We start from the raw sequence: 26,505 nt of genomic DNA, 5'->3' as shown, positions 1-26,505 counted from the left end.
CAAATTAAAAATATCAAAATGAAAAAATTTTTAGTTCTCATCATTATAAGTCAGTTTACTTTTGTATTCTCACAAAAAAACATAAAAATGTATCCCGAGAGAAATGGTGATACACTCACTTATTATGCAGACAATCAGGAAATATATCCAGTTTCTCTGGTTTTCAATGGTCAGCCGGAAGTGGAGAACTTAAAAAAGCCGGAGCTATATAAGATAACACAAGTAATTCCCGCAAAAACAACAAAATATAAGGTCACTTATTTTGTGGTAAATGACAAGAAAAAAGGCTGGAAACTAAAGAAAATGCCAAATTACAAAAGCTACAAGGGAGATATCACCATAAAAAACTACGACAAAAATTATGTCTACGATCTGCCTTTTCGCAAGGGAAAAGCACTTTGGATTCACCAAGGTTATAACGGCAGTTTTTCTCATCAAAATGAAAATTCTTTAGACTTTATCATGCCTGAAGGAACCGAGGTTTTGGCGGCACGCGAAGGTATGGTCATTGATATTGTTCAAAATAATAATCAAAGCTGCCCGACGAGAAACTGCGCTCCTTACGGCAATTATATTTCAATCTTGCATTCTGACGGAACGATTGCTGAATATTTTCATCTTCAACAAAATGGTGCACAAGTAAAAGTTGGAGAAACGGTAACTAAAAGTCAGCCCATCGCATGGAGCGGGAATACAGGCTGGAGCAGCGGTCCTCATTTGCATTTCGTCACTTTTCTTCCGAGTGCAACTGCAGATAAAAACCGACTTACGGTAAAAACGCTGTTTAAAACCGGACACGGAGATAAGACTGAATATTTAGAAGAGGGAAAATCGTATGCGAGAGGGTATTAATTTCAAAAATTGAATTTTAATTTTCTTGCTAACGTAAAAGAATTTTACTTTTTAAATTCTTTTTTACTATTTATCAGTAACTGATATAGCTCATCAAAGTTGATGGCTAAAGAGTTAGCAGACATACAAAGTGGCGTATTATGATATTTAAAACTAGTTTTAAGTGATTTTCGTTTTAACCAATGATTTGTTGAATTAATATAATAAGATGGATTTTTAAGCAAAACAAGAATAAAATTTCCATTATTAATTTTTACAATTTTGATATCTCTTATGTCTTTCCATGGGATAAATCCCAAACCAAAAATACTTGTATTATCAATAATACCTTTTTCATTAATGATTAATCCCGGATTTTTATTAAACAATCTGATAAATAATATGATTAATGCAAAACCGAAGAAAATAACGAATAGAAGTCCTGCTAAAAAACGAAAGAAAGGTCTCATTATCCAAGAGTGCCTATTGGAATAGTTGATTGATTGTGGTTCGTAAATAATTAACAACAATCCTAAAGCAACAAATAACAAAGCCCCTAAACACAATAAGCCGATTTTCACTTTACTTAATGGAATTTCAATCTGTTGTGACTCATTATTAATATCCATAAAATATTTGTTTATGTATTAAAAAAGCTTCCGAATTATCAGAAGCTTATATTATTAAAAGAAAAAGAATTAATAATTATCCTCTTCTCCTTTCATTTTTTCAGCGTTTTCGGCCATAATTACTGCATCAATCATCTCTGAAATATCACCATTCATGTAGGCATCAAGATTGTACATCGACTTGTTGATTCTGTGGTCGGTAACTCTTCCTTGTGGATAATTGTATGTTTTAATCTTAGCAGAACGGTCACCGGTAGAAACCATCGATTTACGCTGTGCAGCAATATCTCCCTGAACTTTCTGCAATTCGATGTCGTATAGTTTGGTTCTCAACATTTCCATTGCCAGTTCACGGTTTGCGAGCTGAGAACGAGCCTGCTGACAAACAACCACCATTCCTGAAGGTTTGTGTGTTAACTGAACCTTAGTTTCAACCTTGTTTACGTTCTGACCTCCTGCTCCACCTGAACGTGAAGTCTGCATCTCAATATCGGCAGGATTTAATTCAAAATCAACTTCTTCAGCTTCGGGAAGAACCGCAATCGTAATTGCTGAGGTATGAACTCTACCCTGAGATTCAGTTTCCGGAACACGCTGTACACGGTGAACCCCGGATTCGAACTTCATCACTCCGTAAACGCCCTCTCCTTCCACTTTCATGATGAGTTCTTTATATCCTTTTGCCGCTTCGTTGGAGTCGGTCACTTCATGTCTCCAACCTTTCGTTTTGAAATACATAGTGTACATTCTGTAGACATCTTCCACGAAAATCGCCGCTTCGTCTCCTCCAGTTCCGGCACGAAGTTCCACAATAACGTTTTTATCGTCGGCAGGATCTTTAGGAATCAAAAGAACTTTAAGCTCATCTTCAAGACCGGGAATTTTTTCTAAAGCTTCATTTTTTTCGATTTTTGCCAATTCAACAAAATCTTTATCCGAACCGTCTGCAATGATTTCGTCTGACTCTTCGATTGTATCTAAAGCTCCTTTATATTGATCGTAAACTCTTACAATTTTTCCCAAATCACTATATTCTTTGTTTAAAGAAGAATATCTTTTCTGGTCTGAAATGACATCAGGCTGAATAATAAGATCGGCAACCTCATTATATCTCTGTTTTATCGCTTCTAATTTTGGAATTAATGATTTAGACATATTAAAAATTTAGTTGGCAAAGATACGGAATTGGCAACGAAGAACAAAAGCTCAATTTCATGACTTTAGATCTCTGATTTTATTTGTTTTAAACTAAAAATAAAAGCTCATGCAAAACACATGAGCCTTTGGTGTAAAAAAATTAATAATATGAATCAATTATTATAAATGGTTATTAGTTTTTAATGATTTTCTTCGAAACTTTTTGCCCGCCCTTCAATTGCAATTCAACGATGTAAATTCCTTTCTGAAGGGACTGCATATTGATCTGATTATTAATAAATTGCACATCCATTCTCTGGCCTACCATACTCGTAACATTTATTTTTTCAACCTCAGAATCTGTTTTGATATTTAAAATTCCATTGGTCGGGTTCGGATAAATTCCTAATGTTATTTTTTTAATATCGGAAGTTCCTAAACCGCTTGTTATTTCTTTGATACATCTCACAGAAGAACCTTGCCCTCTCGGTGCTCCCGCTGATGGATTTCCAATAGTAGTACCTACATATAAATATTTAGCTCCCAATCCTGTAGTAGTTGAACTCCAGAAATAGCCTCTCTGTCCCACAAATTCAAAACTACCATTTGTAAATGAACGGTTACCTCCCGCCGGAAGCTTAAGTTTACTTGCGTATGCTGTTGCCGGATTGTTTATTCCTTCTGCATTTTTAGTGGCTGTCCAATCGGCCTGGGTTGGCATTTTCCAATCTGAGCCTACAATTTTACAAGGATCTGCTCCGTTTGTTGAGGTAATAGAATTAGAATTTGCTGTCCATTGATCATTAAGATCATTTCCTCCCCACCAAGATCCTAAAATAAAAGAAGCCGAATTATTCAAACCAACCGGAGTGTTTGGTGAAGGCTCATTAGAGGTTGCTGAATTTCGATTTTGATGACCGTCATCCCATCTTCCCCACTGGAAAAGATCTCCATAAGAATCGGCATCTGTCATAGAAGTTGCAACCTGTAAGCTTCCCAAATTTTGCTGAAGCCAAACTTTACCATCTGCACCTCTTACTGTTGTGTAAGTAACTTGCTGACCTTTGTATGTAAAAGTTACGCAGCCTGTATCTCCAGGATTAGTTCCCGGATCAGCATTATTGCACGCAGGAGTTGTATTTGCTAGTTGAATCTTTTTCACTCTTACTCCGTTTTGAGAATACGTAAGAACCAGAGTATTGTTTACGGCATCATATTGCAAATCATTGTAAGTAGCTGTTCCATCAGAAACAAAGTCTCCTCCGAAAGTTTCCCACGTATTGTTTGTAGAGTTATATTGATAAACCGTATTTTTTCCGCCATTTATAATCCATCCGCTTGCTACAGCATACAATTTTCCTGAAGGCGTTACTGCGATGGAAACATTATACAAATCATTTGAAATCCCGAAATCTGCATTACCAACCTGAACCCAGTTTGTACCGTCGAATTTCTTTACGTTTAATCTTCTGTTGTTTGATGCCGGAGAAGAATAAACCACATAAATTGTATTATCGGCTCCTAATGCAAAGTCTGCCGTCGAATTTACTCCTTCAGTAAATGTGCTTCCCACATTTGCACCTCCGACCAATGACCATTGATCAGATGAAGTAGCAGTTGCTGAGTTTTCAAATACTTTTACACCTGAAGAAATTCCACAAACATATACTTTCCCGTTAGTTCCAACAATCATTTCTGAAAAAGCCGGCGTACCGAAACCTGTAGCTCCAACCTGTTCCCATGCATTATTTACATATCGTTTTACCGAGCCTGATTCTGAATTTGAGTAAACGAAAAGGGTGTTGTTATTCGGAGAAACTGCTGAAGCCTGATAATTAATTGTCGCTGTGAATGGCTTTGCATATGATGTCCATGTATTTCCGTCAAATTTTCTTACTTCCATCCCGGAATTCGGATAACCGTCCTGATTGGTGTAAAAAACATTTCCTGAAGAATCTGTGGATAAAGAATTAAATGTTGCCGTTCCTGTAGTAATTCCGGCATTTCCGCCAACATAAGACCAAGAGGTTCCGTTAAATTTCTGTACAGAACCCTTTTGAACAGAAACATCATAATAAGATATATAATAGTTTCCCTGTGTATCGATGGCAAGATTATTATAGCTGCTCGTTCCCGCAGAAATATTTCCTGCAGAGCCTACATCAACCCATTGCTGCGCATTGAGCGAACTTATCGCCATTGTAAGAATTCCAATCCCTACTCCTATTCCTTTTACTTTAGATTGTAGATTAATAAACATAAAATTATTTTTATTTATTCTAAATTTAATTTAATTTTGCGCAAAATTAGTCTGCCCGATCATTCTATACTTATCATTTTCAAACTTTCATTTATCGGATGCAGATTTTTCTACTTGAGTATTATGAAACAAAACCGAGTAATAAGATGAATGAAACAAAAAGAAGCTTACTCTTTGAATCTGAAGACATTAAAGTAGTCTATTATGAAGATACAGTAACAGAAAAATATCTGAAATCAAATTTTATTGAGGGAGAATCGAGCTTTAATCTGCTTTTTTTACTAAGCCCGAATATCAATTTGCAGGCTTCAGATTGTGATACGAATTTCATGTTTAAAAAAAACCAGTACATCCTTCATTATTCGTCATCGGAAAACCGTGCGGAATTATGGACGGAAAATCAGGAAGCTCTAAAATATTTTCAGATTCAGGTAAATTATCAGTATGTATTTGATTTAATTGAACCACAATCTAACCTTGAAAGTGCAGAAATTCTTGAAAACATGAAGAATAACAATTTTATTTTTCTTCATAAAGAAACTCCGCCACTTATGACCGTAGAAATGCATATGATCTTAAAGGAAATTTCCGGTTATTCTAAAAAAGGGGTTATGCAGAAGCTTTTTATTGAAGCTAAAATCATTAAGCTTTTAATTTTAATTTTTGAGCAGTTTAATGAAAAGGATATTGCAGAAGATTTATCTAAAACTCCGGAAACCATTAAGAAATTTTTAGATGAAAACTATCACAGGAATTTGAAAATTGAAGAAATTTCCAGAATTATAGGGATTAATCAGAATAAATTGAGAAAAGAATTTAAAGAGCATTATCATACAACCATCGTCGATTATATTTCGGAACTCAGAATGCTGAAAGCCAAGAAAATGATTGTCAACAATAAAGTGATGATTAAAGAAATTGCAATAGAATGCGGCTATGAATATGTACAGAATTTCACCCGCGCTTTCAAAAAAAAGTTTGGTGTTTCTCCTGAAAAGCTGAGGTTAGGATAAAAAAGAAAAACCACCAAAATTACTTTTAGTGGTTTCATATATGTTGTTTTGCTTTGATATTACTTTCCCGGAATTCATGTGGGAAAGCAATGACAATCAATTAATGATGTCCGTGATCGTGACCGTGGCTATCGTGTAAGAAAGGACCGTGACCTTTTGGAGCACTGTAAATAACCTCAACTCCTTCCTGCTCTGTCAAAAGCTTGCTTCTGATTTGTTCAGGATCGAAAGGTTTTACTTTACCAAAATATTCTTTTAAACCTTCTGTTAACCACATTGGAATGACCAATCCGAAAAACATAAAGATACACCAGAATCCTACAAGGAACATTGTAATGAAATAGATTGTCCAAAGGAACTGATAAAACGGCCAAAATGCTGATAAAATCATTTTTTTTTCTTAAAGATTAGGGCAAAAATAAAACATTTTTCCTTTTCAGGCAAAAGATAGAAGCTGATTTTTGCTATTTATTTTAAATTTAAACTAATTAATGCGCAAGATTTGCGAAGAAGTCATTCCCTTTATCATCTGTAATGATAAATGCAGGAAAGTCTTTTACCTCAATCTTTCTTACTGCTTCCATTCCTAATTCAGGAAAATCAACAACCTCAACAGACAGAATATTATCTTTTGCCAAAATTGCAGCCGGACCTCCGATCGAACCGATGTAGAAACCTCCATATTTTTTACAAGCATTGGTTACATCAGCCGTTCTGTTTCCTTTTGCCAACATCACCATACTTCCGCCGTGGCTTTGGAATTCGTCTACATAAACATCCATCCTACCCGCAGTCGTAGGTCCGAAACTTCCTGAAGCCATTCCTTCCGGAGTTTTTGCCGGTCCTGCGTAATAAATCGGATGATTTTTAAAATATTCAGGCATAGGTTGTCCTGCATCCAATAATTCTTTGATTTTTGCGTGAGCAATATCTCTTGCAACAATTAAAGTTCCGTTTAATTTTAATCTTGTTTTGATTGGATATTTTGAAAGTTCAGCCAAAATTTCAGGCATTGGTTTATTCAAATCAATTTCAACCGCTTCTTCCAAATGTGGCGGCGTTGCAGGTAAAAATCTTTTCGGATCCTGTTCCAATTGCTCTAAGAAAATACCTTCTTTGGTAATTTTTCCTTTAATATTTCTATCTGCCGAACAAGAAACACCCATTCCGACAGGACAAGAAGCTGCGTGACGAGGAAGTCTGATTACTCGAACGTCGTGCGTTAAATATTTCCCGCCAAACTGCGCTCCTATCTCACTTTCCTGGCAAATTTTCTGAACTTTTGCTTCCCATTCCAAATCTCTGAATGCTTGTCCGGCTTCATTTCCTTCCGTTGGAAGATTATCGTAATATTTTGCAGATGCTTTTTTCACCGCAGCCAAATTTGCTTCCGCAGAAGTTCCACCAATAACCAAAGCCAAGTGATAAGGCGGACAAGCTGCAGTTCCTAAATCTGAAATTCTCTCTCTTACAAAGGCTTCCAAAGATTTTTCGTTCAGTAAAGATTTAGTTTTTTGATACAAGAAAGTTTTGTTTGCTGAGCCTCCTCCTTTTGTTAAGAATAAAAACTCGTAATAATCTCCTTTTTTAGCATAAATATCAATCTGTGCGGGAAGATTTGAACCAGAATTTTTTTCATCAAACATTGTCAAAGGAACGACCTGAGAATATCTTAAGTTTCGCTTTTGATAGGTATTGTAAATTCCTTTGCTTAAATATTCTCCGTCATCAACACCCGTATAAACATTTTCTCCTTTTTTACCCATTACAATAGCTGTTCCTGTATCCTGACAAGAAGGCAAAGCGCCTTCCGCAGCTACTGCAGCATTTTGCAATAAATTATAAGCAACGAATCTGTCATTATCAGTCGCTTCAGGATCATCAATAATTCTTCTCAGACTTTCCAAGTGTGAAGAACGAAGCATAAAAGAAACATCCGCCATCGCCTCTTCTGCAAGAAGCTCAAGACCTTTCGGATCTACGGTTAAAATTTCCCTTTCGCCATGTTTTTCAACCTTTACATAATCTGAAGTCAATTTTTTATAAACCGTATCATCTTTCAAAATCGGATACGGATCCTGATATCTAAAATCCATTTTACTTTTTTATTTTCAATGCAAAAATACAGCTTACGCAAAAAAACATGAGCAAAATCAATGACTTAAATACGTATTTATAATGATTATAAATTGTGAGTGTTTTTAGCATTGTTTAACTTTAGAGAAACTTTTTAAACCGCAAAAGTCACAAAAGCTTTTAAACACATTAGATTCTTTAAGTTTAATAAAAATCGCAATAAAGAACACATTAGTTTTTGAAAATCTTCGATTTTCAGTTTTGTGGACTTAAAACATTCATGTATGCAACTTAAAACTAAAGCAAATTCTTTTGTGCCTTTTGTGGTTAAATTAAAACTAAACAGAAACAAATATTTCAATCACAATGAATTACAGAATAGAAAAAGACACCATGGGTGAAGTGCAGGTTCCTGCTGATAAATTTTGGGGCGCACAAACAGAACGTTCAAGAAACAATTTTAAAATTGGTCCGGAAGGTTCTATGCCGCACGAAATTATCGAAGCTTTTGCTTATTTAAAAAAAGCGGCAGCATTTACCAATACCGATTTAGGAGTTCTTTCCGCTGAAAAAAGAGACATGATCGGAAAAGTCTGCGACGAAATCTTAGAAGGAAAGCTGAATGACCAATTTCCTTTAGTGATCTGGCAAACCGGTTCAGGAACTCAATCCAACATGAACGTGAATGAAGTGATCGCGAACCGTTCTCATTTCAATGCAGGCGGAAACTTAGGTGACAAAACGGAAGTTCATCCGAATGATGATGTGAATAAATCTCAATCATCAAACGACACCTATCCAACCGCAATGCATATCGCAGCTTATAAGAAAGTGGTTGAAGTAACCATTCCGGCAGTTGAGAAACTAAAAAATACGTTGAACGAAAAAGCTGTTGCATTTAAAGACATTGTAAAAATCGGAAGAACGCATTTGATGGACGCCACGCCTTTAACTTTAGGACAGGAATTTTCAGGATATGTTGCTCAATTGAATTACGGAATTAAAGCTTTAAAAAACACATTACCTCATCTTTCCGAATTGGCTTTGGGGGGGACTGCGGTTGGGACAGGTTTGAATACTCCTCAAGGCTATGACGTAAAAGTTGCGGAGTATATCTCGAAATTCACAAACCTTCCTTTCGTAACGGCAGAAAATAAATTTGAAGCTTTGGCTGCTCACGACGCAATTGTAGAATCTCACGGCGCTTTAAAACAATTAGCGGTTTCTTTATATAAAATTGCTCAGGATATCAGATTGATGGCTTCAGGACCACGTTCAGGAATCGGGGAAATTCATATTCCTGAAAATGAGCCAGGTTCATCAATCATGCCGGGAAAAGTAAATCCTACCCAAAATGAAGCGATGACGATGGTTTGCGCACAGGTCTTAGGAAACGATACGACCATTTCTTTTGCGGGAACACAGGGAAATTATGAATTGAATGTTTTTAAACCGGTGATGGCTTATAATTTCTTACAATCTGCTCAATTAATTGCTGATGCTTGTATTTCATTTAATGATCATTGCGCAGTAGGAATCGAGCCGAATCACGAGAGAATCAAAGAATTGGTTGATAAATCTCTGATGTTGGTAACTGCATTGAATACTCATATCGGTTACGAAAATGCTGCAAAAATCGCAAAAACCGCTCACAAAAACGGAACAACATTAAAGGAAGAAGCTTTAAATCTTGGTCTTTTAACGGCTGAACAGTTTGAAGAGTGGGTAAAACCTGAAGATATGGTGGGAAGCTTGAAATAATATTCCACGACATAAAACAAAACACTCCGTAGAAAATTCTGCGGAGTGTTTTGTTTGTTAATGTGAATGTTGATATGCATATCTCAATTATTGTACCAAATTATATTATATGTCATTTTTATTATGAATTTTATTCTTGAAAAATTTTATTGCTTCTTTTATATTCTGGTCAGACATATAGTCTTCAAAATTATCCTGTTTTGAAATCTCAACATCCGGAGGTATCTGAGCATAATAATTTTTATTCCGATCGCAATCATACCCATTACTCAATGACATAAATCCACCAAAAGGAAGCGTTACAATAAAATTTGATGTAGTTTTACCCATTGTTTTTTCGCCAATAAAAACAGTATTAACTCTCCCTTTAAACGCTAATGCTGTAATTTCTCCCGAACTTGCCGTTAATCCACCTATAAGTACTGCAACTTTGGCTTCATCTAAAAGCTCTCCTTTTGGTTTTATATTAGACGGATTTTTATTTCCCTGATCGTATGCGCCTTTATTGAGCCTCGTCCAATCAGCACGTTTTTTATCTTCATCCAGCATTCCCCAAACTACATTATCTCCCAGCAAATCATAAAGAGCCAACAACATCGGCGCAGAGTTTCCACCGCTATTGAAACGAAGATCAACAATCCATCCCTCCAGATTATTATTGGTTTTCAATTCTGCAATTTTGTCATACATAAGCTGTGCTGTTTTATTTATATATTCATTACTGAAATCATCCGATGATATATTGGGCATTAAGATGTAACCATATTTTCCATCTAAAACCTGAGCTTCAAATTTCGGCTTGGCATTAAACTTCTTCATCCATTGCTCACTGAAATTATCCCATGGGATATTTGTTTTCATCCCATACGTTTTCTCCTGATAAGACACAACCGAATGATTGGCATTAACTTTTTCAAATAAAACTTTAACTTCAGATAAAGATCCCTTAAAATCTTTTGCAGATTCTAAGTTTTGAAATGTCTCAGTCTTTAACTTCTTCCAATCGTAATCTTTTTTGTATAAGTAAGCAACTTCGAAAGCTTTAAAGATTTTATCGTAAAATATTTTTGTGCTGTCCCGCGATGTCTTTAGCTTTTGTGCATTCCCCTTGAAAACAATGCAGAATATGCCGATCAGTAATAAAATCTTCTTCATCTTCAAACGTAATAAATTACCATCCTAAAGCCACTCCGAAAACCAGAGCCTTGTCGTTTTCAAAATAAGAATCTTTGAAGAAATTGCTGAAATCTTTTTTTACGAAAAGAGAAATATTGTCATAAGAAAGCGTTACCTGAGCTCCGTAAACAAAAGGATTTACCTGATAATTTGAGCGATCTCTGAAACCCTGGCTGTCTTCTTTCACAATATTGTTCGTAGCCATTTTAATTCCGCCGTAAACGTTTGCACCAACTCTGAAACCATCTGAATAAGGCCTGTACTGAACATCCATTCCGGCACTTTTCAGCTTTGAAAAATTATATTGAAAACCTAAAGGAATCATCAGATAACCTGTTCTTAATTTCGATTTATCAAGACTTCCTTCATATTTAGTAAGAAAAACATCTCCGTTTTGTTTTGCAAAAACCATATTATTATCCGTACGAACTGTTCTCCAGGAAAAGCCTAAACCTGAAATTAATCCCCACGGACTGGTTCTGCCAAACTGATAATTAAATTTTAAACCAAATTCAAAGTTATTGGCGTAACCTAAGTTTTTATCTAAATCATTATCCGGTTTATCATTCGTTAAAGTCATAACTCCGTAAGAAATATAAGGATCAAAGCTTTTTTTAGACTGAAACTTTTTCAACAGTTTTTCTTTTAATTCTTCATTTGAAGTGACATCAGAATTCAAAAGAGAATATCTTACCTGTTTTTGAATCACCTGATCCAAATCAAATCCCAAAGCTTCAATTCTTGTATCTATTTTTTGAGAATACGTATCTGCAATCTGAGCTTTTTGCTTATCAAACTCAGCTTTGTCAAGATTTTTTTCCTGAAGAAACCTCAGTTCGGTTTCCATCTGTGTTTTTTCTTCCTGAATGATTTCGTTGATTTTCGAAGCGTATTCTTCAACTTTCTCCTTCACAATCGGGCTTACCGTAGTATCTTCTTTTGGCTGAAGATTCAGGCTAAATGTTTTTCTTTGTGCATTCATTGAGGTCGCAACAAGGCACAACATTCCTGTGATGATAAATTTCTTGATCATATTTTTATTTTTTTAAATTTAAAATTGGGTTATTTCGTATTGAGGTCGATGGTCGCTACATTGCTCCCATCCTTCGATTTATCGATGACATCTTTATGCTCTACAGAAAAAAGCAGCGTTGAAGGATCAACATATCTTTTTTTCTTCTGAACCTTTACAGAATCGGATTTTGCCATGATTTTCGCCGGCTGATTCTGAATGATCTGAGAAGCAATTTCAGAAGGGTTTTCTTTAATTAATGGAAGATCATTTTTTATAAGAATTTCTTTTTCTATTTTTAATTCAGTTGGCGAATTATTAGTCTGAGTAAATCTCTCTTCCTTTTGCTTTTGAATAATTTCCTGAGAATTTATTTTCTCCGGCTGTATTTCAGCATCCTGTTCTTTCACAGAAGGCTTTTTTCCTGTTTCAGCGATTTGCACCGTAGATTCAGTATCATTATTTAAGAACAAAACCGCTCCTAAACCGAATAGCAAAACAAAACAAGCAGCCAGTAAAACCCAGTTAAGATTTGATTTTTTGGGTTGGATATTTTCAGTTTGAGCCTGAATATCTGCCCATAAATCTCTTGAAGGAGCAATTTCTCTTTCGTCGATCTGTTTTTTTATCTGGTATTCAAAATTATCTTTATACGAGTTCATTTTTCAGTTTTTTTTGTTGTTGAAAGTAAATCTTTCTTAATTTTTCTTTAGCTCTGAAGAGTTGTGTTTTGCTTACAGCCAAAGAAATATTCAGTGTGTCTGCTATTTCCTGATGCGAGTATTCTTCAATCACATAAAGGTTGAAAACCATTCGGTACGCATCCGGAAGCTGATCGAGAAGTTCCTGTGCATTAAAATCAAAATCTACAGGCTCTTCGCGTAAATCTTCCAGAACAGAAGCATGAACGTCGTCGAGATAAAAAACCGTTTTGCGGCTTTTGATAAAATTGAGGCATTCGTTAACCACAATTTTTCTCGCCCAACCTTCGAAATTTCCTTCACCACGAAAGCTTTCGATATGTTTAAAAATCTTACAGAATGCTTTGATCACGCAGTCTTCGGCCTGATACAAATCGCTGACATAACTTTTTGCCACACTCAGGAATTTTTTTACACTCTGATCATAAAAGATTTTCTGCGCAGCCGGATCCTGCCTTTTGAGGCGGCTCAGCAAATCTTCTTTTTTATTATTAAACAAAAGCTTCATGGTTTATTCTGTTTGACTTCGTCGAATCTTCGATTTCTATAGTAAAGACAGTAAAAGTTTAAAATGGTTACAGAAAATTTTATTTTTTTGTTTAAACCAATATAACCAACTGAAAATGAATGTTATATTTTTTTTAAATTATTATCCTAATACAACTCAATTTATTATTTATCAAAAAACATCGGGCTATACCCGATGCTGTATGATGTCGCCACCTTGTGCTCTTTTAAAAATCTTAGATTGATGAGGTTTCTTCAGAAATAATTTCGGTCTTTCCAGAGTTAACCTGATCTTCAAAATATTTTTCAAGCTGACGTAAAGTTTCAGGCGTTGTTTGGATATCCTGAACAACTTCACCTTTGTTTACGACAACAATTCTGTTACAAACTTCTGTGGTGTGCGCAAGATCATGGCTTGAAATTAAAAACGTTACTCCGTTTTCCTTGGCAAAATCACGGATCATATTTTTTAATTTGATTTGTGTGGATGGATCTAGGTTGGCAAAAGGTTCGTCTAAAATAATGATATCCGGCTTACCAATTAATGCGCCGATAATGCCGACTTTTTTCTGGTTTCCTTTAGATAAATCTCTTACATATTTTCCGGAATTGATGATTTCGCCGTTAAACAAATCATGGAACTGCTTTAAAAATTCATCCACAGAAGCTTTATTCTGCCCTCTCAGTTCGCCGATAAAATAGAAATATTCTTCGGGAGTAAGATATCCAATTAAAAAAGTTTCATCGATAAAAGCAGAAACTTTGTTTTTCCAAGCTTCAGATTCGTTTACTTTGATATTTTCAACACTCACAAAACCTGTTGTCGGCTGTATCAAATCGAGCATTAAACTGAAAAGCGTTGTCTTTCCGGCTCCGTTGTTTCCAACCAAACCGAAGGTTTCGCCTTTGGTAATTTCTAAATTTTCTATATTAAGAACGGTTGCGTTCCCGTATGTTTTCTTTAAATTTTGTATTGTGATCATTGTTTTGATTTTAATTTTGTTGTTTGTTTTTAACGCAATGTTCGCAAAGATTTATTTCATTTTAACAGTGAATATTTTCGGTCGCAAAGGCGTTACACTCAGCAAAGACATGAATAGTTTATCAACAAAAATACTTATTCACTTTTGCCTTTTATCTTGGCTCTTCAAAAATTAATCTTTCTTAAAAGCCTCAATCGTGCTGTATTTTTCGGTTTTATATTTTTTAATAATAATATCGAAGATTTTTTCACGGAGAAGAAAGCCAATTAATCCTAAAACACCAATCGTCACAACTGCTGCAGGAATACCAAAAAGTTTTTCCGTCACACCATAAACTACCATTGGTAAGATCATTTTAGGAATCATTAAAATAAAAGCCTTGAAGCTAAGTGTATTTTTTTGACCGACTCTTTTTTCTTTAGCATTAAGATCAATCAAGTTTTTATTATAAGCACCGGACCAAAGCGTAAATTGTGAGTTCACTCCAATATTGTACAATCCTGCCGCAAAAAATGCGAAGTAAACATTCCAACCGAAATATGCGTAAAATAAGGCGATAATTATAGAGATTGCCGTAACAATATTCATCAGCCACCATTTTGCCTTTAGATATTCTTTGTAAGGAACATTCTGCGTCATCATCAAAGGATAATAAGCGCTGTCAAATGCAGGAACTCTTTGTCCGAAAGTAAACTGAAAACCTCCCGTTACGAAAAGTCCCATAAACATCATCATTGTGGGCGTGCTGTATATTTCGCTGGTAAACATCAGTAAACCATAGAATACGAACATAAAACTTCCTATTAAAACGCCTTTCGTTACTTTATTACGCTTCAACATCTTAATATCATTATTGATAAAAGTTCCGATAGCACCATATTTATTCAGGAAAGCAATGTTTTCGGTTTTCCCGATTTCTTTTTTAGCTTCGAGACCTTCATCAAGATAAAATCCTTTTCGGATGTAATTGTAGGTTACCTTCCAAAGACCTGCGAAAAGCATCACAGGAACTACCGCAAAATAAGGTCGCTCGTAAAGATTATAGAAAAACTTTTCGGAGTAAGATAAAACCGGAACAATATCATAATAATTCAAAGCAGATAAAGCGGCAATAACAACGCCTACCCCAATCGCTACATTCTCTTTATCATTAAATAAAAGATTGAGAAAATTATTCAGATAAAACATTGATGAAACTCCTACAAACCAAGTAAAAATCCCCAGAAAACCATATCCGTTAAAGGCTAAAATTCCGCAAAATGTTATAATAAATATTGAATTAAACCAACTCAGCGGCGTGAGAAATGTTTTAATCAAAGTGTAATTGACCACCACTTTTTTGGGAATATTAAGTGTAAGAAAAGGCTTGATATTCTGCGTCGGAATCTGCTGAATCATGTATTTGAAAACCAAATCGATTACCCAGCCAATAATCAGAAAACGTGAAATAATTTTCAACGGATCCTCCTTCATTTCTTCCTGTACATAGTAATACGCAATGAAAGACATCATGGCAAGCCAAAAAATAAAGAAACAAATCCCGATAATTCTGAAAATCTTCATCGCCAGATTAATCCCGACTGAAGATCCTCTAAAAAAACTTTTCCACTCCAGCTTCAAAAATCTTTTAAACATAGTTTACTTTTTAAATATTAGTAAAGATAATGGTTTAAATGTTACAGAATTTGTCACTATTAAAGGGAATATTTATTTTATCCGCTCTGAATTGAATTTAAACAAAATCCCCAAAGAAAAGTCTTCGGGGATTTTAGATTTATTTAAAACTTCATTACTTCACTTCAACAAAATTATCTTCAGAATTCACATCTGCCATTCTTTCGCTTGGGTCTATTCCTAAAGCGCTTATCTGAGATTTGTTGTAAGGAATCGTAAACGTGTATTCTTTCTGTATCCACGGCCAGTATTTTAAAGTAGTAAATTCTCCGAAAGCATCTTTGGTTTTCCAGGTATGCGTCATATTTAAAGGAATCTGGTAATTCACGATTTTGTTATCCGCAGTAATTACAGAGAAGTCAATCGGCATAGGAACTTGACCATTATTTATCAAAGTTATCGTTGTTGACTTATCACCATACTGAACATCTTTAATTCCGTAATCGATTGTTTTAGTCGTATTAATCCAATAATGATGAAACCATTTCAAATCCATGCCTGAAACTTTCTGTGCGATGTGTAGGAAATCTCTGTCTGTAGGATGTTTCATGCTCCATTCTTTGAAATACTCAGTCATAATTTTAGACAAATTTTCTTCTCCGACAATGTACCCCAATTGCACCAAGTACAATTCTCCTTTCACGTAACTTGCGTAGGAATATGCCGAACCGTTGTCATGATGATCACCCAACCAAACCGCAGGTTCTTCAATTCCCTTTTTCAGAAACTTTCTGTACGCATCAAGTTTTTCAACGAAAGCATTCGGTCTGTTATCTTTTGGTGGAAACAACTGATGCATTACGTAGCTTTCAGCATAACTTGTAAAACCTTCATCCATCCAAGGTCTTGTCGGTTCGTTGGTCGCCAACATTTGCTGATACCACGAGTGAGAACCTTCATGCACCATTAATCCCATTAAATCCTCAAGATTTTTTGCTTCACCCAGAATCATGGTACACATTCCGTATTCCATTCCGCCATCGCCACCCTGGATAAATGCGTAAGAAGGATAGGCATATTTCCCGAATTTAGAATTCATGATTTGGAAATATCTGGTTACGTAAGGTTTTGCTTCACCCCAATATTTAGTTTTATCGTTTTTCTGATACACAAAATACACTTTCGGACCTTCTGAAACCTCAAAGCTTTCTACCGAATAATCACGGTCTGCAGCCCAGGCAAAGTCGAGCATATTTTTAGCTTTCCATTTCCAGGTTGCTTTATTTTGGTCTGTTTTAATCTGTGCTGAAGCATCATAACCTTTTACTTCAGTCGGATTTAAAAGCGTTCCTCCCGCTCCGACAATATAATCTTTGTTGATTTTAATTGTCACATCAAAATCCGCAAACGGTGCATGAAATTCTCTACCGATGTAATCGAAAGTTGCCCATCCGTCGTAATCATATTCAGCAATTTTAGGATACCATTGCGTCATTGTCATATCAACACCTTCACGGTTATTTCTTCCGCTACGTCTAATTTGTTGAGGAATTACCGCATCCCATTCCATAGTGAAAGTTGTTTTTGAACGAGGTTTCATCGGCTTATCCAAATACACTTTCATTACGGTTTCCTGGATTTCGAATTTCAGGTTTTTTCCGTTTTGCTTAATCCAGTGAATGTTTTGAGCTCCTTCTTCGTTTTTCGGAATAGATGCCAATCTTGAAATTCCGTCTTTCTGTAATCTGGAATCCCCGTTTTTTCCCTGACTTGCCACTCTTTGATCCATCATGGAATTTGGTTTAAAAGCATTCCAGTATAAATGGAAATACACCACATCGAGCTCGTCGGGCGAACTGTTTTGGTATTTTAAAGTCTGTGTCCCTTTGTAAGTAAATTCTTCTGCATTGACGTCGATATCCATTTTATATTGTGCAGCCTGCTGATAATAGGCTTTTTGCTGAGCCTGAAACTGCGAAATAACAAACGTAAAAAGGATGATTAACGATTTTTTCATTGATAAATTTTATTTGTCTAAAGGTAGGTAATTTTTGAAAAAGCCTCAAATATGAAGCTTTGAAGATGTTTTTCGTTGGGGTTTAGATATAGCTTTCATGTAATGGTTAAATTAGATTCCCACAGATTTCACTGATTTTCACAGATGATTGCGTAAAAGAATCGGTGCAATCTTGAGAATATTTAAACACAAATTTACAAATGAAAGGTACAAACAGATCCTAATAATTTTGTGTAATTGGTGAAAAATATTAGTGCTATTCTTGTTTAGACAAGATCAATTTTTTAATTAAAGTAATCTGACCTAAATGATAATAACAATGCTCAATCATTCCGTCGATATTCCTTAAGTAAGTTCCGTATTTTTGATCAACAAAAACTTCATTCATCTTAGAATCCGGCATTTGTTCTAATAAAGAAGCGAATTTTTCGGCATCATCCCAAAGCTTGTTCAATAATTCCTCCCATTGTTTTTGAGATTCAATCGGAGGAAGATCAAAGCTGAACTGATCTCTGATTTCCAGATCGCCACCTTCAAACACATTGATCAATCCTGCAATATAATAATCAATATGAAAAGCAAGCATTGCGACGGTATTTAAAGAACCAATCTTTGTGGTTACCTGTTCCCAAGTCACATCAGAAAGCTGATCTTTAAAATTGGTATTGGCAATCCATTTCCCATCCAGCAAAACTTCTCTGAATCTTTTGGCTAATTGTGATGTTGTGCTCATTTGTTTTTATTTTTTTAAAGATAACTATTTTTGTTCTCCCACAGATTTCACAAATTTTCACAGATGGTTGTTTATAGGAATTGTATAATCTTGAGAATTTTTAAACACAAGTTTCACAAATGAAAAAGCACAAATGAACACTATTACTTTGTGCTATTCGTGAAAAACATTTGCGCTATTTGTGGTTAAAATAAAAACCTCAAATGAAAACATTCGAGGTTTATATTTAGTTAAAAATCAAATTATTTCTTAGCAGAAACTTCTTTTGCTCCGCTTTGTAAAATTTTCTCAAGGATTTTTAATGTAATCAGATAGGTTGGTTTTACTCCGGTTAATCCCAAACCTCCTGAAGATAGCGTAGAACCTGTTTCCAAAGGATTATCTGATGCGTAATAAGCATACATCACAAATAGATCCGGGGAAATATGGTGTCTGATTTTAGAAGCTACCTGAATTGCTTTCTGATAATGCGCCCCTTCCATTTCAAGCCCGATTGCCTTCCACGAAGTATTCATAAAATACTGAAGAATATCTCTGTTTTGCAGTGATGTTCCCAAAACGGTAATCATCGGACCTTCGAAAGCCTGTAATTCATCATCAACGAAATCTTCTTTTTTAAGGGCATTTTCAAACGGATAATTGTCGGCTGTTCCTTCAAAAATATGCGAAGTAGGAATCATAATATCGCCTTTTCCACCGGCAAGAATTCCCGCCTTACCCATAATGGAAACCGATTTTACTTTCATCATATACACTTCACCTTTTTGCTCGAATGGTCTTAAAAGCTCATCCATCACCTCAAAAGCCTGTTCTCCAAAAGCGTAATCAAAAACCATGATTACATCTTCTCCCGCGAATTTCACTCCGCTAAATGGTGTATTTTTAAGATCAACCTTGCTTAAATCAATGATCTGAACATCAATATTACTTCCGCTTCTATCATCAATATAAATCAAACCTTCTTCCAACGCATATTTTAAAACCTTATCACGAAGATCTTTTTTATTAGAAATTTCCTGGTAAAGTTTATAGTCAACATCTTTAGTCTGTTTTTTCTTTAGAGCGTCATTGGCAAACAGCATATTTTTTACCGAATGCATATTGGCAGATATGATGTGTAAAGGACGCATATGAAGGTCGTTTTCAAATAAAACTTCTTTCACCTTATTTGCCCATTTTTCTCCGAAATAGTGATGTCCTACTCTTTCTTTCAGGATTGCACTGAAATGAATTTCTCTTTCACGGCTCTGCTTTGCATCTTCCAGACTTACTTTCCCTAAATGATAGATGATTTTAAACAATCTGTCCGGGTTTTCATCATCGCCAAAAGTGTTATAAGCATTTAACGTTTCATCAAAAGTTCTTCCGATTAATGAAGACAAATGAATCAATGCCACCTCTTTTTCTCTTCTGCTGAATTTTTTCTCGCCTTTCACTACTTCTTCTATGATTTTGAAAGCTCTTGTCGGCTTCCAGTTTTCATCCTGAATAAATGCGAGGTTACGAATTTTATCTGCTTCTATAAATAAAAAAGTAAGGTGGGTAAGAATATCGTAGATTTCGGAACGCCCCAAAAGAACTTCAATGTTCATCTGATGTTCGTCGATTCTGTAACAGTTTCTTCTTCTCTTTTTAGGAACGATCGGCTCAAAACTTCCTTTATCAAAACCTTCATCTGATGTAAGATGAATGAAAGCACATTCTTCAATACCTTCTGGAAGTCTGTCTAAAACATACATCAAACCATCCAATTCCAATTTACTTGGAATGCTCATGGTACCGTAAATTTCCGGATTGATCGTCTTCAACAAACTTCTAATGCTTTCTCCCGAAACTCCGCTTGGCTTGAAAAAACCTCTATAAAACAAATGTCTCATAGATATGTATAGTCTTTCAATTGCCTCGGTGGTTTCTCTTGCTCTAGAATTTGTCATATATTTAAAATTTTTATAAAAAGTCTCGCAAGTTACGAAAAATATTTTTAATATTTTAATACACTAATTTTCAGCAACTTGCTGTTTAATCTAAAAACCTAGTTAATAGATTAAATGGTTTTTAAAATTAATACTTATCGGAATATGTAAAAAGAAATTAAGAATAAGTTTTATTCATATTTAATCTAACCTTTCCAACTTTTTTATTTCATCTTTAATTTTATCGAAACTCACTTTCTCTATCGTTTTCATTAATTTTCGATTCATGTAAAGTTGTAAAGTGTAGTTATTATTCTCAGTAGGCGTAATAAGAATTCCGTCTTTTGGTTTTCCTTCTGCGTCGGTTTGAACACCTGTTATAATTTCGTTTTCATCAGTTTCTTCCATGAATTTGTTTGAAACAAATTTTTCAGACAAATCGTTAAAACTTACCTGAATATTTGATGATTCTTTAACAAGCATATACACTTTGTAAAATAATTCCGTTCCTTCGCTAGACTCGACAGACTCATCAGCTAGGTCTACTTTTGTCGCAAAAATTTTCCCGTCTTGCTCCCGATAAAGAATTAATCCTTCTTTATATTTTGATTCTAAATACTCTTTTCTTGTCGAATCAACAAGTTCCCCGTCGATAGAAAGCTGTTTATTGAAAGTATTCCCTGATTGTTCGATTTTAATCTCAGCTTTTTTGTTCGCCTGCATATCTTTGATTTCAATTACATTCCCTTTCAACTCAAAATGTATTCTGTTAAAATAATGCATGGCAAACAAATCCCAGTCGAAACTTTTCAACACGCCATTTTTCCAATATCTTGAAATGAACTGCTTTTCATTGAGCTTATATTCGACACCATCAAAAATTTCCCCGCCTTTATAAGTTGATTTTATATCATATAATTGATGTTGATAATTATCCATATTTTTCAGATAATCATTGGAATACTGAAATTTTCGGATTCCATTTTCAAAATAATCAACTTGTTTAAACTCGCGATCATCTTCCGTTTCAAAATAGCCGGAGAAAGGTTTTCCGTTTTTCAAAATCCCTTCATAAAATTCCTGTGGCTTATCTGAAATGGTGAAAGAATAATTTTTGACTTTTGTTAAAACCCCGTTTTCATAAATTTTCTGCTTTTGAATTCCTTCTTTATTATATCGATTTTTAAAATAGGTTTCTTCAGCAAGGTTTCCATTTTTGTAAATGATTGCTTTTTCGTCACTAACTAAAGTCCCATTATAAGGTACATTATTTTTATATTCTAATGTTCCGGTAATTTCGCCTTTATCATAAAAAGTTGTGATCCCATGAAGCTTATCATCTTTCATCATGTAGGTCTTTTCTAGATTTTCCAATCGGTAACCAAATACTTTTTGCAGACCAGTCTTTTTGAAATTGTCAACATTGATCAATTCATAATCATCGGAACGATCATCAAGTTGCAAAACAAAAGTTCCGTTAAAAGGCTTTCCGTCTTTGTAAATGCCTTTTGCAACGATTTGCTTTTCTTCATCGAAAACCACTGCTTCACCATCTTTTAAACCGTTGACGTAATTTAAATTCACGATAAACGCACCTGCATTTGCATCAAAATTTCCTTGAAAAGGCTCATTTTCTTTATAAATTCTTTTACTTTTTAATTTTCCGTTCTCATCATAAACCATTTCTTCGCCATCTTTCCAACCATCTTTATACAAAGTTTCTGTTGAAATTTTTCCGTTCGGGAAATATGAAAAAGTCTTCCCTGATCTTAATTTACCTGCGTATTTTATAATGGTTTTAACTTCGGTTGCAAAGTTATTCTGGAGATAGTACTCATAATCTAATCCATTTGTAATATCATTTCCATAATCGTAAAAGTTAGCCTCATTCAAAGATTGAATTAATTTTCCCGTCTTGTCGTAATTTCTCTGTTCAATAGATTTATAATAACCCCCGTCAATGGCAAAAACTGTTTCCTGAGCAATTTGTTTTGAATTTGCCCAAAATATTTTCTCAGTAACTGCTTTTCTATTTTTGATTTTTTTTGAAGAATTTTTCACTTCCCCTATTGGTTCTAAAAGCGCAATAGTTTGCGGCTCAACTCCTCTTGTTTGAGGAATTGGCGGCGGCGGTGGAACAACCATCAAATCTTCACCATCATTATGAGCTCCTTTATCTAACGAAGAAACTTCCTGAATTTTCTCATTATAATCATAATCATCATTGTTTTTTATTCTTTCAAAACTTCCGCTTTCAGGTTTTCCTTTTACATAAATTCCTTTCATTAAAACAGTTCCGTCTGTACTATAAATTACAGTTTCACCATCTTTTACCCCATTTTTATACTGAACTTTCTTTCGGATTTTGCCATTGGGATAATAATATAATAAGGTAAGATTTTTAGTTTCATTTCTATATTGTTTAAAATTCTCGTCATTTCCGTTTTCATCATACCAAACAATATCTCCTACATAGGCATTTTCATTATTCTTTAAAGTATATCCTTCAAACTGTGGTATTCCGTTCATATAAAAATCCTGGAGCAAAACCAATTCGCCCAACTCTTTTTGCGGCATTAATCTATAATAAGAAGCATTGGATTTTGCAGTCACCTTCCATTCTTTATCATAATATATCGGTTCAGATTTTTGAGAAAATGCTGTTATAAACAGAAGAAAAGAAATAATACATATCGATTTTTTAATCATACAATTTGGATTTATTCAAAAGTAAGAATTCTTAATCATAAATTTAAAATAATAAAATCAAAGCCAATTCAAAGCCACCCCCATAAAATCAAGAGGGTGTTTTCATCTTAAAATTATATTTATTTACAAATTATCATAAAAAACATAGGGGTAATTAATTTTTGTTTCAATTTTTTCGTAAATTTGCCCCGTAAAATCAAACCCAATATGTCGACTTTAAGATTCAAAGCGTTAGAAACTTTACCATTTAAGGACTTTAGAAAAGATAATTCTATCGAAGTTCCTGTAAAATTGTCAGAATTATTCTGTCAAAATGTTTTCTCAGAAGAAACAATGAGAGAATATTTAACGAAAGAAGCATTCCAATCTATTTTGGATGCGATGAAAAAAGGAACTCAAATCCAAAGACACATTGCAGACCAAGTTGCTGTTGCAATGAAAGACTGGGCAATGAGCAAAGGTGTAACACACTACACACACTGGTTTCAACCTTTGACAGGATCTACTGCAGAAAAGCACGATTCTTTCTTCACTCCAATTGAAGGCGGAAGAGCGATCGAAAGATTCAGCGGAAATTTATTGATTCAGCAGGAGCCGGATGCATCTTCTTTCCCGAATGGTGGTATCAGAAACACTTTCGAAGCGAGAGGTTATACAGCTTGGGATCCTACTTCTCCGGCATTCATTATGGGAACTACATTGTGTATTCCTTCAATTTTCATTTCTTACACAGGAGAAACTTTAGATTATAAAGCACCTCTTTTAAGAGCATTGAACGCTGTAGACGAAGCTGCAACAAACGTAATGCAGTATTTTGACAAAAATGTAACGAAAGTAACTCCTACTTTAGGTTGGGAGCAAGAATATTTTTTGGTTGATTCAGCTTTGTATCAATCACGTCCGGATTTAGTTTTAACAGGTAAAACTTTGCTTGGACACTCTCCAGCAAAAGGACAGCAGCTTGATGACCACTATTTTGGTTCAATTCCTACAAGAGTAATGAACTTCATGAAAGAGTTGGAAGTTGAATGTATGAAATTGGGTATTCCAGTTACGACAAGACACAACGAAGTAGCTCCAAACCAATTTGAATTAGCTCCAATGTTTGAAGAAGTAAACGTTGCGGTAGACCACAACTCTTTGTTGATGGACGTAATGGCAAGAATTGCTCACAGACACCATTTCCATATTTTATTCCACGAAAAGCCATTCGCGGGAGTAAACGGAAGCGGAAAGCACAACAACTGGTCTTTAGCAACCGATACAGGTGAAAACCTTTTAAGCCCGGGAAAAAATCCTAAGAAAAACTTACAGTTCTTAACGTTCTTCGTGAATACAATTAAAGCAGTTCACGAATATGCGGATCTTTTAAGAGCAAGTATTGCTTCTGCAAGTAACGACCACAGATTAGGTGCAAACGAAGCTCCACCGGCAATTATTTCTGTATTTATCGGAAGCCAGTTGTTCAGAGTTTTGGAAGAGCTTGAAAAAGTAACGGAAGGAAAACTTTCACCAGACGAAAAAACAGATTTAAAGCTAAATGTAGTTGGAAAAATTCCTGAAATTCTGTTGGATAACACTGACAGAAACAGAACTTCTCCTTTCGCATTTACAGGAAATAAATTCGAGATCAGAGCAGTAGGTTCTGCAGCAAACTGTGCTGAGTCGATGACAGTAATGAACACGATTGCAGCAAAACAATTAAACGATTTCAAAAAAGAAGTTGATGCTTTAATTGAAACTGGTCTTAAAAAAGACGAAGCAATCTTCAATGTATTGAGAGAATACATCAAGCAGTGTAAAAACATCATGTTTGAAGGTGACGGATATTCTGATGACTGGGCTAAAGAAGCTAAAAAGAGAGGGTTGAACAATTTGAAAACGACTCCGGAAGCTCTTAAGCAGGAAATGGATAAAAAATTCCTGGATCTTTACGAAGAAATCGGAGTTTTCACTCACAGAGAAGTTGAGGCAAGAAACGAAATCAAATTAGAAAAATATTCTACCGTAATTGATATTGAAGCAAGAGTTTTAAGTGATATCGCAAGAAACCACATTATTCCTTCCGCTTTAAAATATCAGAACAGATTAATTGAAAACGTAAAAGGTCTTAAAGAAATCTTCGGAGATAAAGAATTCAAAACTTTAGCGAAAGAACAAATGAGTTTGATCACCAATATTTCTGAAAATGTTTCAAAGATTAAACTGGGTGTTGAAGATTTAATTAAAGCAAGAGAAGCAGCAAAAGCTGTAACCAATAGTCAGACCCAGGCAGAAGATTACTGTACGAAAGTTATCCCATTATTTGAAGGAATCAGAGAGGCTTCTGATGACCTTGAAATGATGGTTGACGATGAGCTTTGGCCACTGACTAAATATAGAGAAATGTTATTTACAAGATAACATCTGTAAAGTTCCATATTAGTGAAGGTTCCCTGGTTTTCCGGGGAACTTTTTTTATAATTTCTTAATAGTATTTTTAAGAATCACAAAAATTATAAAATCCGATGAATAAAGGAAAGTGGAATTATTTTGTTAAAAAATCTTAATAAAAAAAACCGCTCATTCACCAAAAAAGGGAGTTCGCGGTTTGTTTTTCTTTAACATAACGATACATTATGTTAAAATGTGTTAAATCAAGAACCTGATAATAATCATATCGAGGCTCTTTTAGCTGGAATATCTACTTTTGTAATGCTTTAGAGAAATAAATATACCTTTTTAACACGGATAATCAAATTTATATGAAGAAAAGAGTTTTGTTTTATTTAGTTGCTTTCGTTTCTACAATATCACTACAATCATGCGTAACAAATTACGTAGTTTCAAAACCGGCAACTTACACTAAAGAATACAAAACAGATGCCAAACTTACTGCTATCGACACTCAGTTGGAGAAAGATAAAAAATTGCTAATCAGCTCTTTTGTATCTGAAAAAGCAGTTGCGCTATCTAACGCAAAAAATTCTTTAAAAAATTCTGAAATCGCAAAAGCGATCAAACATAATAAGACCATTGATAACATTTTAGCAGAAGCAGCAACTTATCTTGGAACGCCTTACAGATACGGAGGAACAACAAGAAACGGAATCGACTGTTCAGCATTTGTATTATCAGTTTTCGGTGCAGCAGCAGGTCTTACTTTGCCAAGAGTTGCAGCATCTCAATCTCAGGAAGGAGAAAGTGTTGAGAAAGAAAATCTTCAGAAAGGTGATCTTATTTTCTTTTCTCACGGTAGAAGAATCTCTCACGTAGGAATCGTGGAAGACGTTACAGAAGAAGGAGAAGTAAAGTTTATTCATGCGGCAACGTCGAAAGGAGTAATGGTCTCGTCACTGAATGATTCTTACTGGGGACCTAAATTCAGATTCGCAAAAAGGGTGATCAACGAAAACGGAGAGAACTACAATAATTTAGCATCCGTAAATTAGTC

The 26,505-nt window shown here is 34.9% G+C and carries 20 protein-coding genes; 5 read left to right on the top strand and 15 right to left on the bottom strand.

Going from position 1 to position 26,505, the window contains the following annotated elements:
* Positions 1-18 precede the first annotated feature (18 nt).
* The gene (locus BM371_RS20685) at positions 19-852 is read left to right on the top strand and encodes a M23 family metallopeptidase (protein ID WP_034677802.1); all 834 of its coding nucleotides are present in this window, start codon (positions 19-21) and stop codon (positions 850-852) included.
* Between the two features lie 44 nt (positions 853-896).
* Here the strand turns inward: BM371_RS20685 and BM371_RS07335 are convergent, their stop codons facing one another.
* The 3 genes from BM371_RS07335 to BM371_RS07325 all read right to left on the bottom strand — a co-directional run bounded on the left by BM371_RS07335 (position 897) and on the right by BM371_RS07325 (position 4,857).
* Entirely contained in the window at positions 897-1,460 is a 564-nt protein-coding gene (locus BM371_RS07335; protein WP_034677801.1) for an STM3941 family protein, read from the bottom strand.
* Between the two features lie 69 nt (positions 1,461-1,529).
* On the bottom strand, positions 1,530-2,615 hold the full coding sequence (gene prfA / locus BM371_RS07330; protein WP_034677800.1) for a peptide chain release factor 1: 1,086 nt from the start codon (positions 2,613-2,615) through the stop codon (positions 1,530-1,532).
* A 175-nt stretch (positions 2,616-2,790) separates the two neighbouring features.
* On the bottom strand, positions 2,791-4,857 hold the full coding sequence (locus tag BM371_RS07325) for a T9SS type A sorting domain-containing protein (RefSeq protein WP_034677798.1): 2,067 nt from the start codon (positions 4,855-4,857) through the stop codon (positions 2,791-2,793).
* Between the two features lie 98 nt (positions 4,858-4,955).
* On the opposite strand from BM371_RS07325, the gene BM371_RS07320 reads away from it, so the two are divergent.
* Entirely contained in the window at positions 4,956-5,870 is a 915-nt protein-coding gene (locus BM371_RS07320) for a helix-turn-helix domain-containing protein (RefSeq protein ID WP_034677797.1), read from the top strand.
* A 100-nt stretch (positions 5,871-5,970) separates the two neighbouring features.
* On the opposite strand, the gene BM371_RS07315 is transcribed toward BM371_RS07320, so the two are convergent.
* On the bottom strand, positions 5,971-6,261 hold the full coding sequence (locus tag BM371_RS07315; protein ID WP_034677796.1) for a hypothetical protein: 291 nt from the start codon (positions 6,259-6,261) through the stop codon (positions 5,971-5,973).
* Between the two features lie 97 nt (positions 6,262-6,358).
* Entirely contained in the window at positions 6,359-7,966 is a 1,608-nt protein-coding gene (locus BM371_RS07310) for a fumarate hydratase (protein ID WP_034677795.1), read from the bottom strand.
* 346 nt (positions 7,967-8,312) lie between these two features.
* Between BM371_RS07310 and fumC the strand changes: the two genes are divergently transcribed.
* Positions 8,313-9,707 carry a class II fumarate hydratase gene (gene fumC, locus BM371_RS07305; RefSeq protein WP_034677794.1) on the top strand — a complete coding sequence of 465 codons (1,395 nt, stop codon included), beginning with the start codon at positions 8,313-8,315 and terminating at the stop codon, positions 9,705-9,707.
* Between the two features lie 105 nt (positions 9,708-9,812).
* On the opposite strand, the gene BM371_RS07300 is transcribed toward fumC, so the two are convergent.
* From BM371_RS07300 to BM371_RS07255, 10 genes are all read right to left on the bottom strand, one after another.
* A complete protein-coding gene (locus tag BM371_RS07300) occupies positions 9,813-10,862 on the bottom strand; it encodes a S41 family peptidase (RefSeq protein WP_051882873.1) in 1,050 nt (349 codons plus the stop codon).
* A 16-nt stretch (positions 10,863-10,878) separates the two neighbouring features.
* Positions 10,879-11,916, bottom strand: coding sequence for a porin family protein (locus tag BM371_RS07295; protein WP_034677793.1), 1,038 nt, complete (start codon positions 11,914-11,916; stop codon positions 10,879-10,881).
* Between the two features lie 29 nt (positions 11,917-11,945).
* Positions 11,946-12,557, bottom strand: a complete 612-nt coding sequence (locus BM371_RS07290; RefSeq protein WP_034677792.1) for a hypothetical protein — start codon at positions 12,555-12,557, stop codon at positions 11,946-11,948.
* Positions 12,544-13,104, bottom strand: a complete 561-nt coding sequence (locus BM371_RS07285) for an RNA polymerase sigma factor (RefSeq protein ID WP_034677791.1) — start codon at positions 13,102-13,104, stop codon at positions 12,544-12,546. Before BM371_RS07285 ends, BM371_RS07290 begins: the two co-directional genes overlap by 14 nt.
* Before the next feature lie 235 nt (positions 13,105-13,339).
* Positions 13,340-14,086, bottom strand: a complete 747-nt coding sequence (locus BM371_RS07280; RefSeq protein ID WP_034677790.1) for an ABC transporter ATP-binding protein — start codon at positions 14,084-14,086, stop codon at positions 13,340-13,342.
* A gap of 171 nt (positions 14,087-14,257) precedes the next feature.
* Complete coding sequence (locus tag BM371_RS07275; protein WP_034677789.1) at positions 14,258-15,721, bottom strand: DUF5687 family protein; 1,464 nt, start codon at positions 15,719-15,721, stop codon at positions 14,258-14,260.
* Positions 15,722-15,875: 154 nt separating this feature from the next.
* Positions 15,876-17,717, bottom strand: a complete 1,842-nt coding sequence (locus BM371_RS07270; protein WP_034677788.1) for a M1 family metallopeptidase — start codon at positions 17,715-17,717, stop codon at positions 15,876-15,878.
* Between the two features lie 256 nt (positions 17,718-17,973).
* Positions 17,974-18,450 carry a DinB family protein gene (locus BM371_RS07265; protein ID WP_034677786.1) on the bottom strand — a complete coding sequence of 159 codons (477 nt, stop codon included), beginning with the start codon at positions 18,448-18,450 and terminating at the stop codon, positions 17,974-17,976.
* Positions 18,451-18,692: 242 nt separating this feature from the next.
* Complete coding sequence (locus tag BM371_RS07260) at positions 18,693-20,384, bottom strand: DUF6909 family protein (RefSeq protein WP_034677784.1); 1,692 nt, start codon at positions 20,382-20,384, stop codon at positions 18,693-18,695.
* Positions 20,385-20,564: 180 nt separating this feature from the next.
* Complete coding sequence (locus tag BM371_RS07255) at positions 20,565-23,072, bottom strand: toxin-antitoxin system YwqK family antitoxin (RefSeq protein WP_034677783.1); 2,508 nt, start codon at positions 23,070-23,072, stop codon at positions 20,565-20,567.
* Positions 23,073-23,279: 207 nt separating this feature from the next.
* On the opposite strand from BM371_RS07255, the gene BM371_RS07250 reads away from it, so the two are divergent.
* Entirely contained in the window at positions 23,280-25,475 is a 2,196-nt protein-coding gene (locus BM371_RS07250; RefSeq protein WP_034677781.1) for a glutamine synthetase III family protein, read from the top strand.
* Positions 25,476-25,816: 341 nt separating this feature from the next.
* Positions 25,817-26,503 carry a C40 family peptidase gene (locus BM371_RS07245; protein ID WP_034677778.1) on the top strand — a complete coding sequence of 229 codons (687 nt, stop codon included), beginning with the start codon at positions 25,817-25,819 and terminating at the stop codon, positions 26,501-26,503.
* Positions 26,504-26,505: the final 2 nt, after the last annotated feature.

The sequence above is a fragment of the Chryseobacterium formosense genome (assembly GCF_900116415.1).
Classification (GTDB): domain Bacteria; phylum Bacteroidota; class Bacteroidia; order Flavobacteriales; family Weeksellaceae; genus Chryseobacterium; species Chryseobacterium formosense.
Note: the sequence above shows the minus strand (reverse complement) of the source record. Positions and strands in the feature narration are given on the sequence as shown.

What these genes read in the sequence shown, in the direction of transcription:
- BM371_RS20685 (WP_034677802.1), top strand. Translation starts at nt 19, where the DNA reads ATGAAAAAATTTTTAGTTCTCATCATTATAAGTCAGTTTACTTTTGTA.
- BM371_RS07335 (WP_034677801.1), bottom strand. Translation starts at nt 1,460, where the DNA reads ATGGATATTAATAATGAGTCACAACAGATTGAAATTCCATTAAGTAAA.
- prfA (WP_034677800.1), bottom strand. Translation starts at nt 2,615, where the DNA reads ATGTCTAAATCATTAATTCCAAAATTAGAAGCGATAAAACAGAGATAT.
- BM371_RS07325 (WP_034677798.1), bottom strand. Translation starts at nt 4,857, where the DNA reads ATGTTTATTAATCTACAATCTAAAGTAAAAGGAATAGGAGTAGGGATT.
- BM371_RS07320 (WP_034677797.1), top strand. Translation starts at nt 4,956, where the DNA reads ATGCAGATTTTTCTACTTGAGTATTATGAAACAAAACCGAGTAATAAG.
- BM371_RS07315 (WP_034677796.1), bottom strand. Translation starts at nt 6,261, where the DNA reads ATGATTTTATCAGCATTTTGGCCGTTTTATCAGTTCCTTTGGACAATC.
- BM371_RS07310 (WP_034677795.1), bottom strand. Translation starts at nt 7,966, where the DNA reads ATGGATTTTAGATATCAGGATCCGTATCCGATTTTGAAAGATGATACG.
- fumC (WP_034677794.1), top strand. Translation starts at nt 8,313, where the DNA reads ATGAATTACAGAATAGAAAAAGACACCATGGGTGAAGTGCAGGTTCCT.
- BM371_RS07300 (WP_051882873.1), bottom strand. Translation starts at nt 10,862, where the DNA reads ATGAAGAAGATTTTATTACTGATCGGCATATTCTGCATTGTTTTCAAG.
- BM371_RS07295 (WP_034677793.1), bottom strand. Translation starts at nt 11,916, where the DNA reads ATGATCAAGAAATTTATCATCACAGGAATGTTGTGCCTTGTTGCGACC.
- BM371_RS07290 (WP_034677792.1), bottom strand. Translation starts at nt 12,557, where the DNA reads ATGAACTCGTATAAAGATAATTTTGAATACCAGATAAAAAAACAGATC.
- BM371_RS07285 (WP_034677791.1), bottom strand. Translation starts at nt 13,104, where the DNA reads ATGAAGCTTTTGTTTAATAATAAAAAAGAAGATTTGCTGAGCCGCCTC.
- BM371_RS07280 (WP_034677790.1), bottom strand. Translation starts at nt 14,086, where the DNA reads ATGATCACAATACAAAATTTAAAGAAAACATACGGGAACGCAACCGTT.
- BM371_RS07275 (WP_034677789.1), bottom strand. Translation starts at nt 15,721, where the DNA reads ATGTTTAAAAGATTTTTGAAGCTGGAGTGGAAAAGTTTTTTTAGAGGA.
- BM371_RS07270 (WP_034677788.1), bottom strand. Translation starts at nt 17,717, where the DNA reads ATGAAAAAATCGTTAATCATCCTTTTTACGTTTGTTATTTCGCAGTTT.
- BM371_RS07265 (WP_034677786.1), bottom strand. Translation starts at nt 18,450, where the DNA reads ATGAGCACAACATCACAATTAGCCAAAAGATTCAGAGAAGTTTTGCTG.
- BM371_RS07260 (WP_034677784.1), bottom strand. Translation starts at nt 20,384, where the DNA reads ATGACAAATTCTAGAGCAAGAGAAACCACCGAGGCAATTGAAAGACTA.
- BM371_RS07255 (WP_034677783.1), bottom strand. Translation starts at nt 23,072, where the DNA reads ATGATTAAAAAATCGATATGTATTATTTCTTTTCTTCTGTTTATAACA.
- BM371_RS07250 (WP_034677781.1), top strand. Translation starts at nt 23,280, where the DNA reads ATGTCGACTTTAAGATTCAAAGCGTTAGAAACTTTACCATTTAAGGAC.
- BM371_RS07245 (WP_034677778.1), top strand. Translation starts at nt 25,817, where the DNA reads ATGAAGAAAAGAGTTTTGTTTTATTTAGTTGCTTTCGTTTCTACAATA.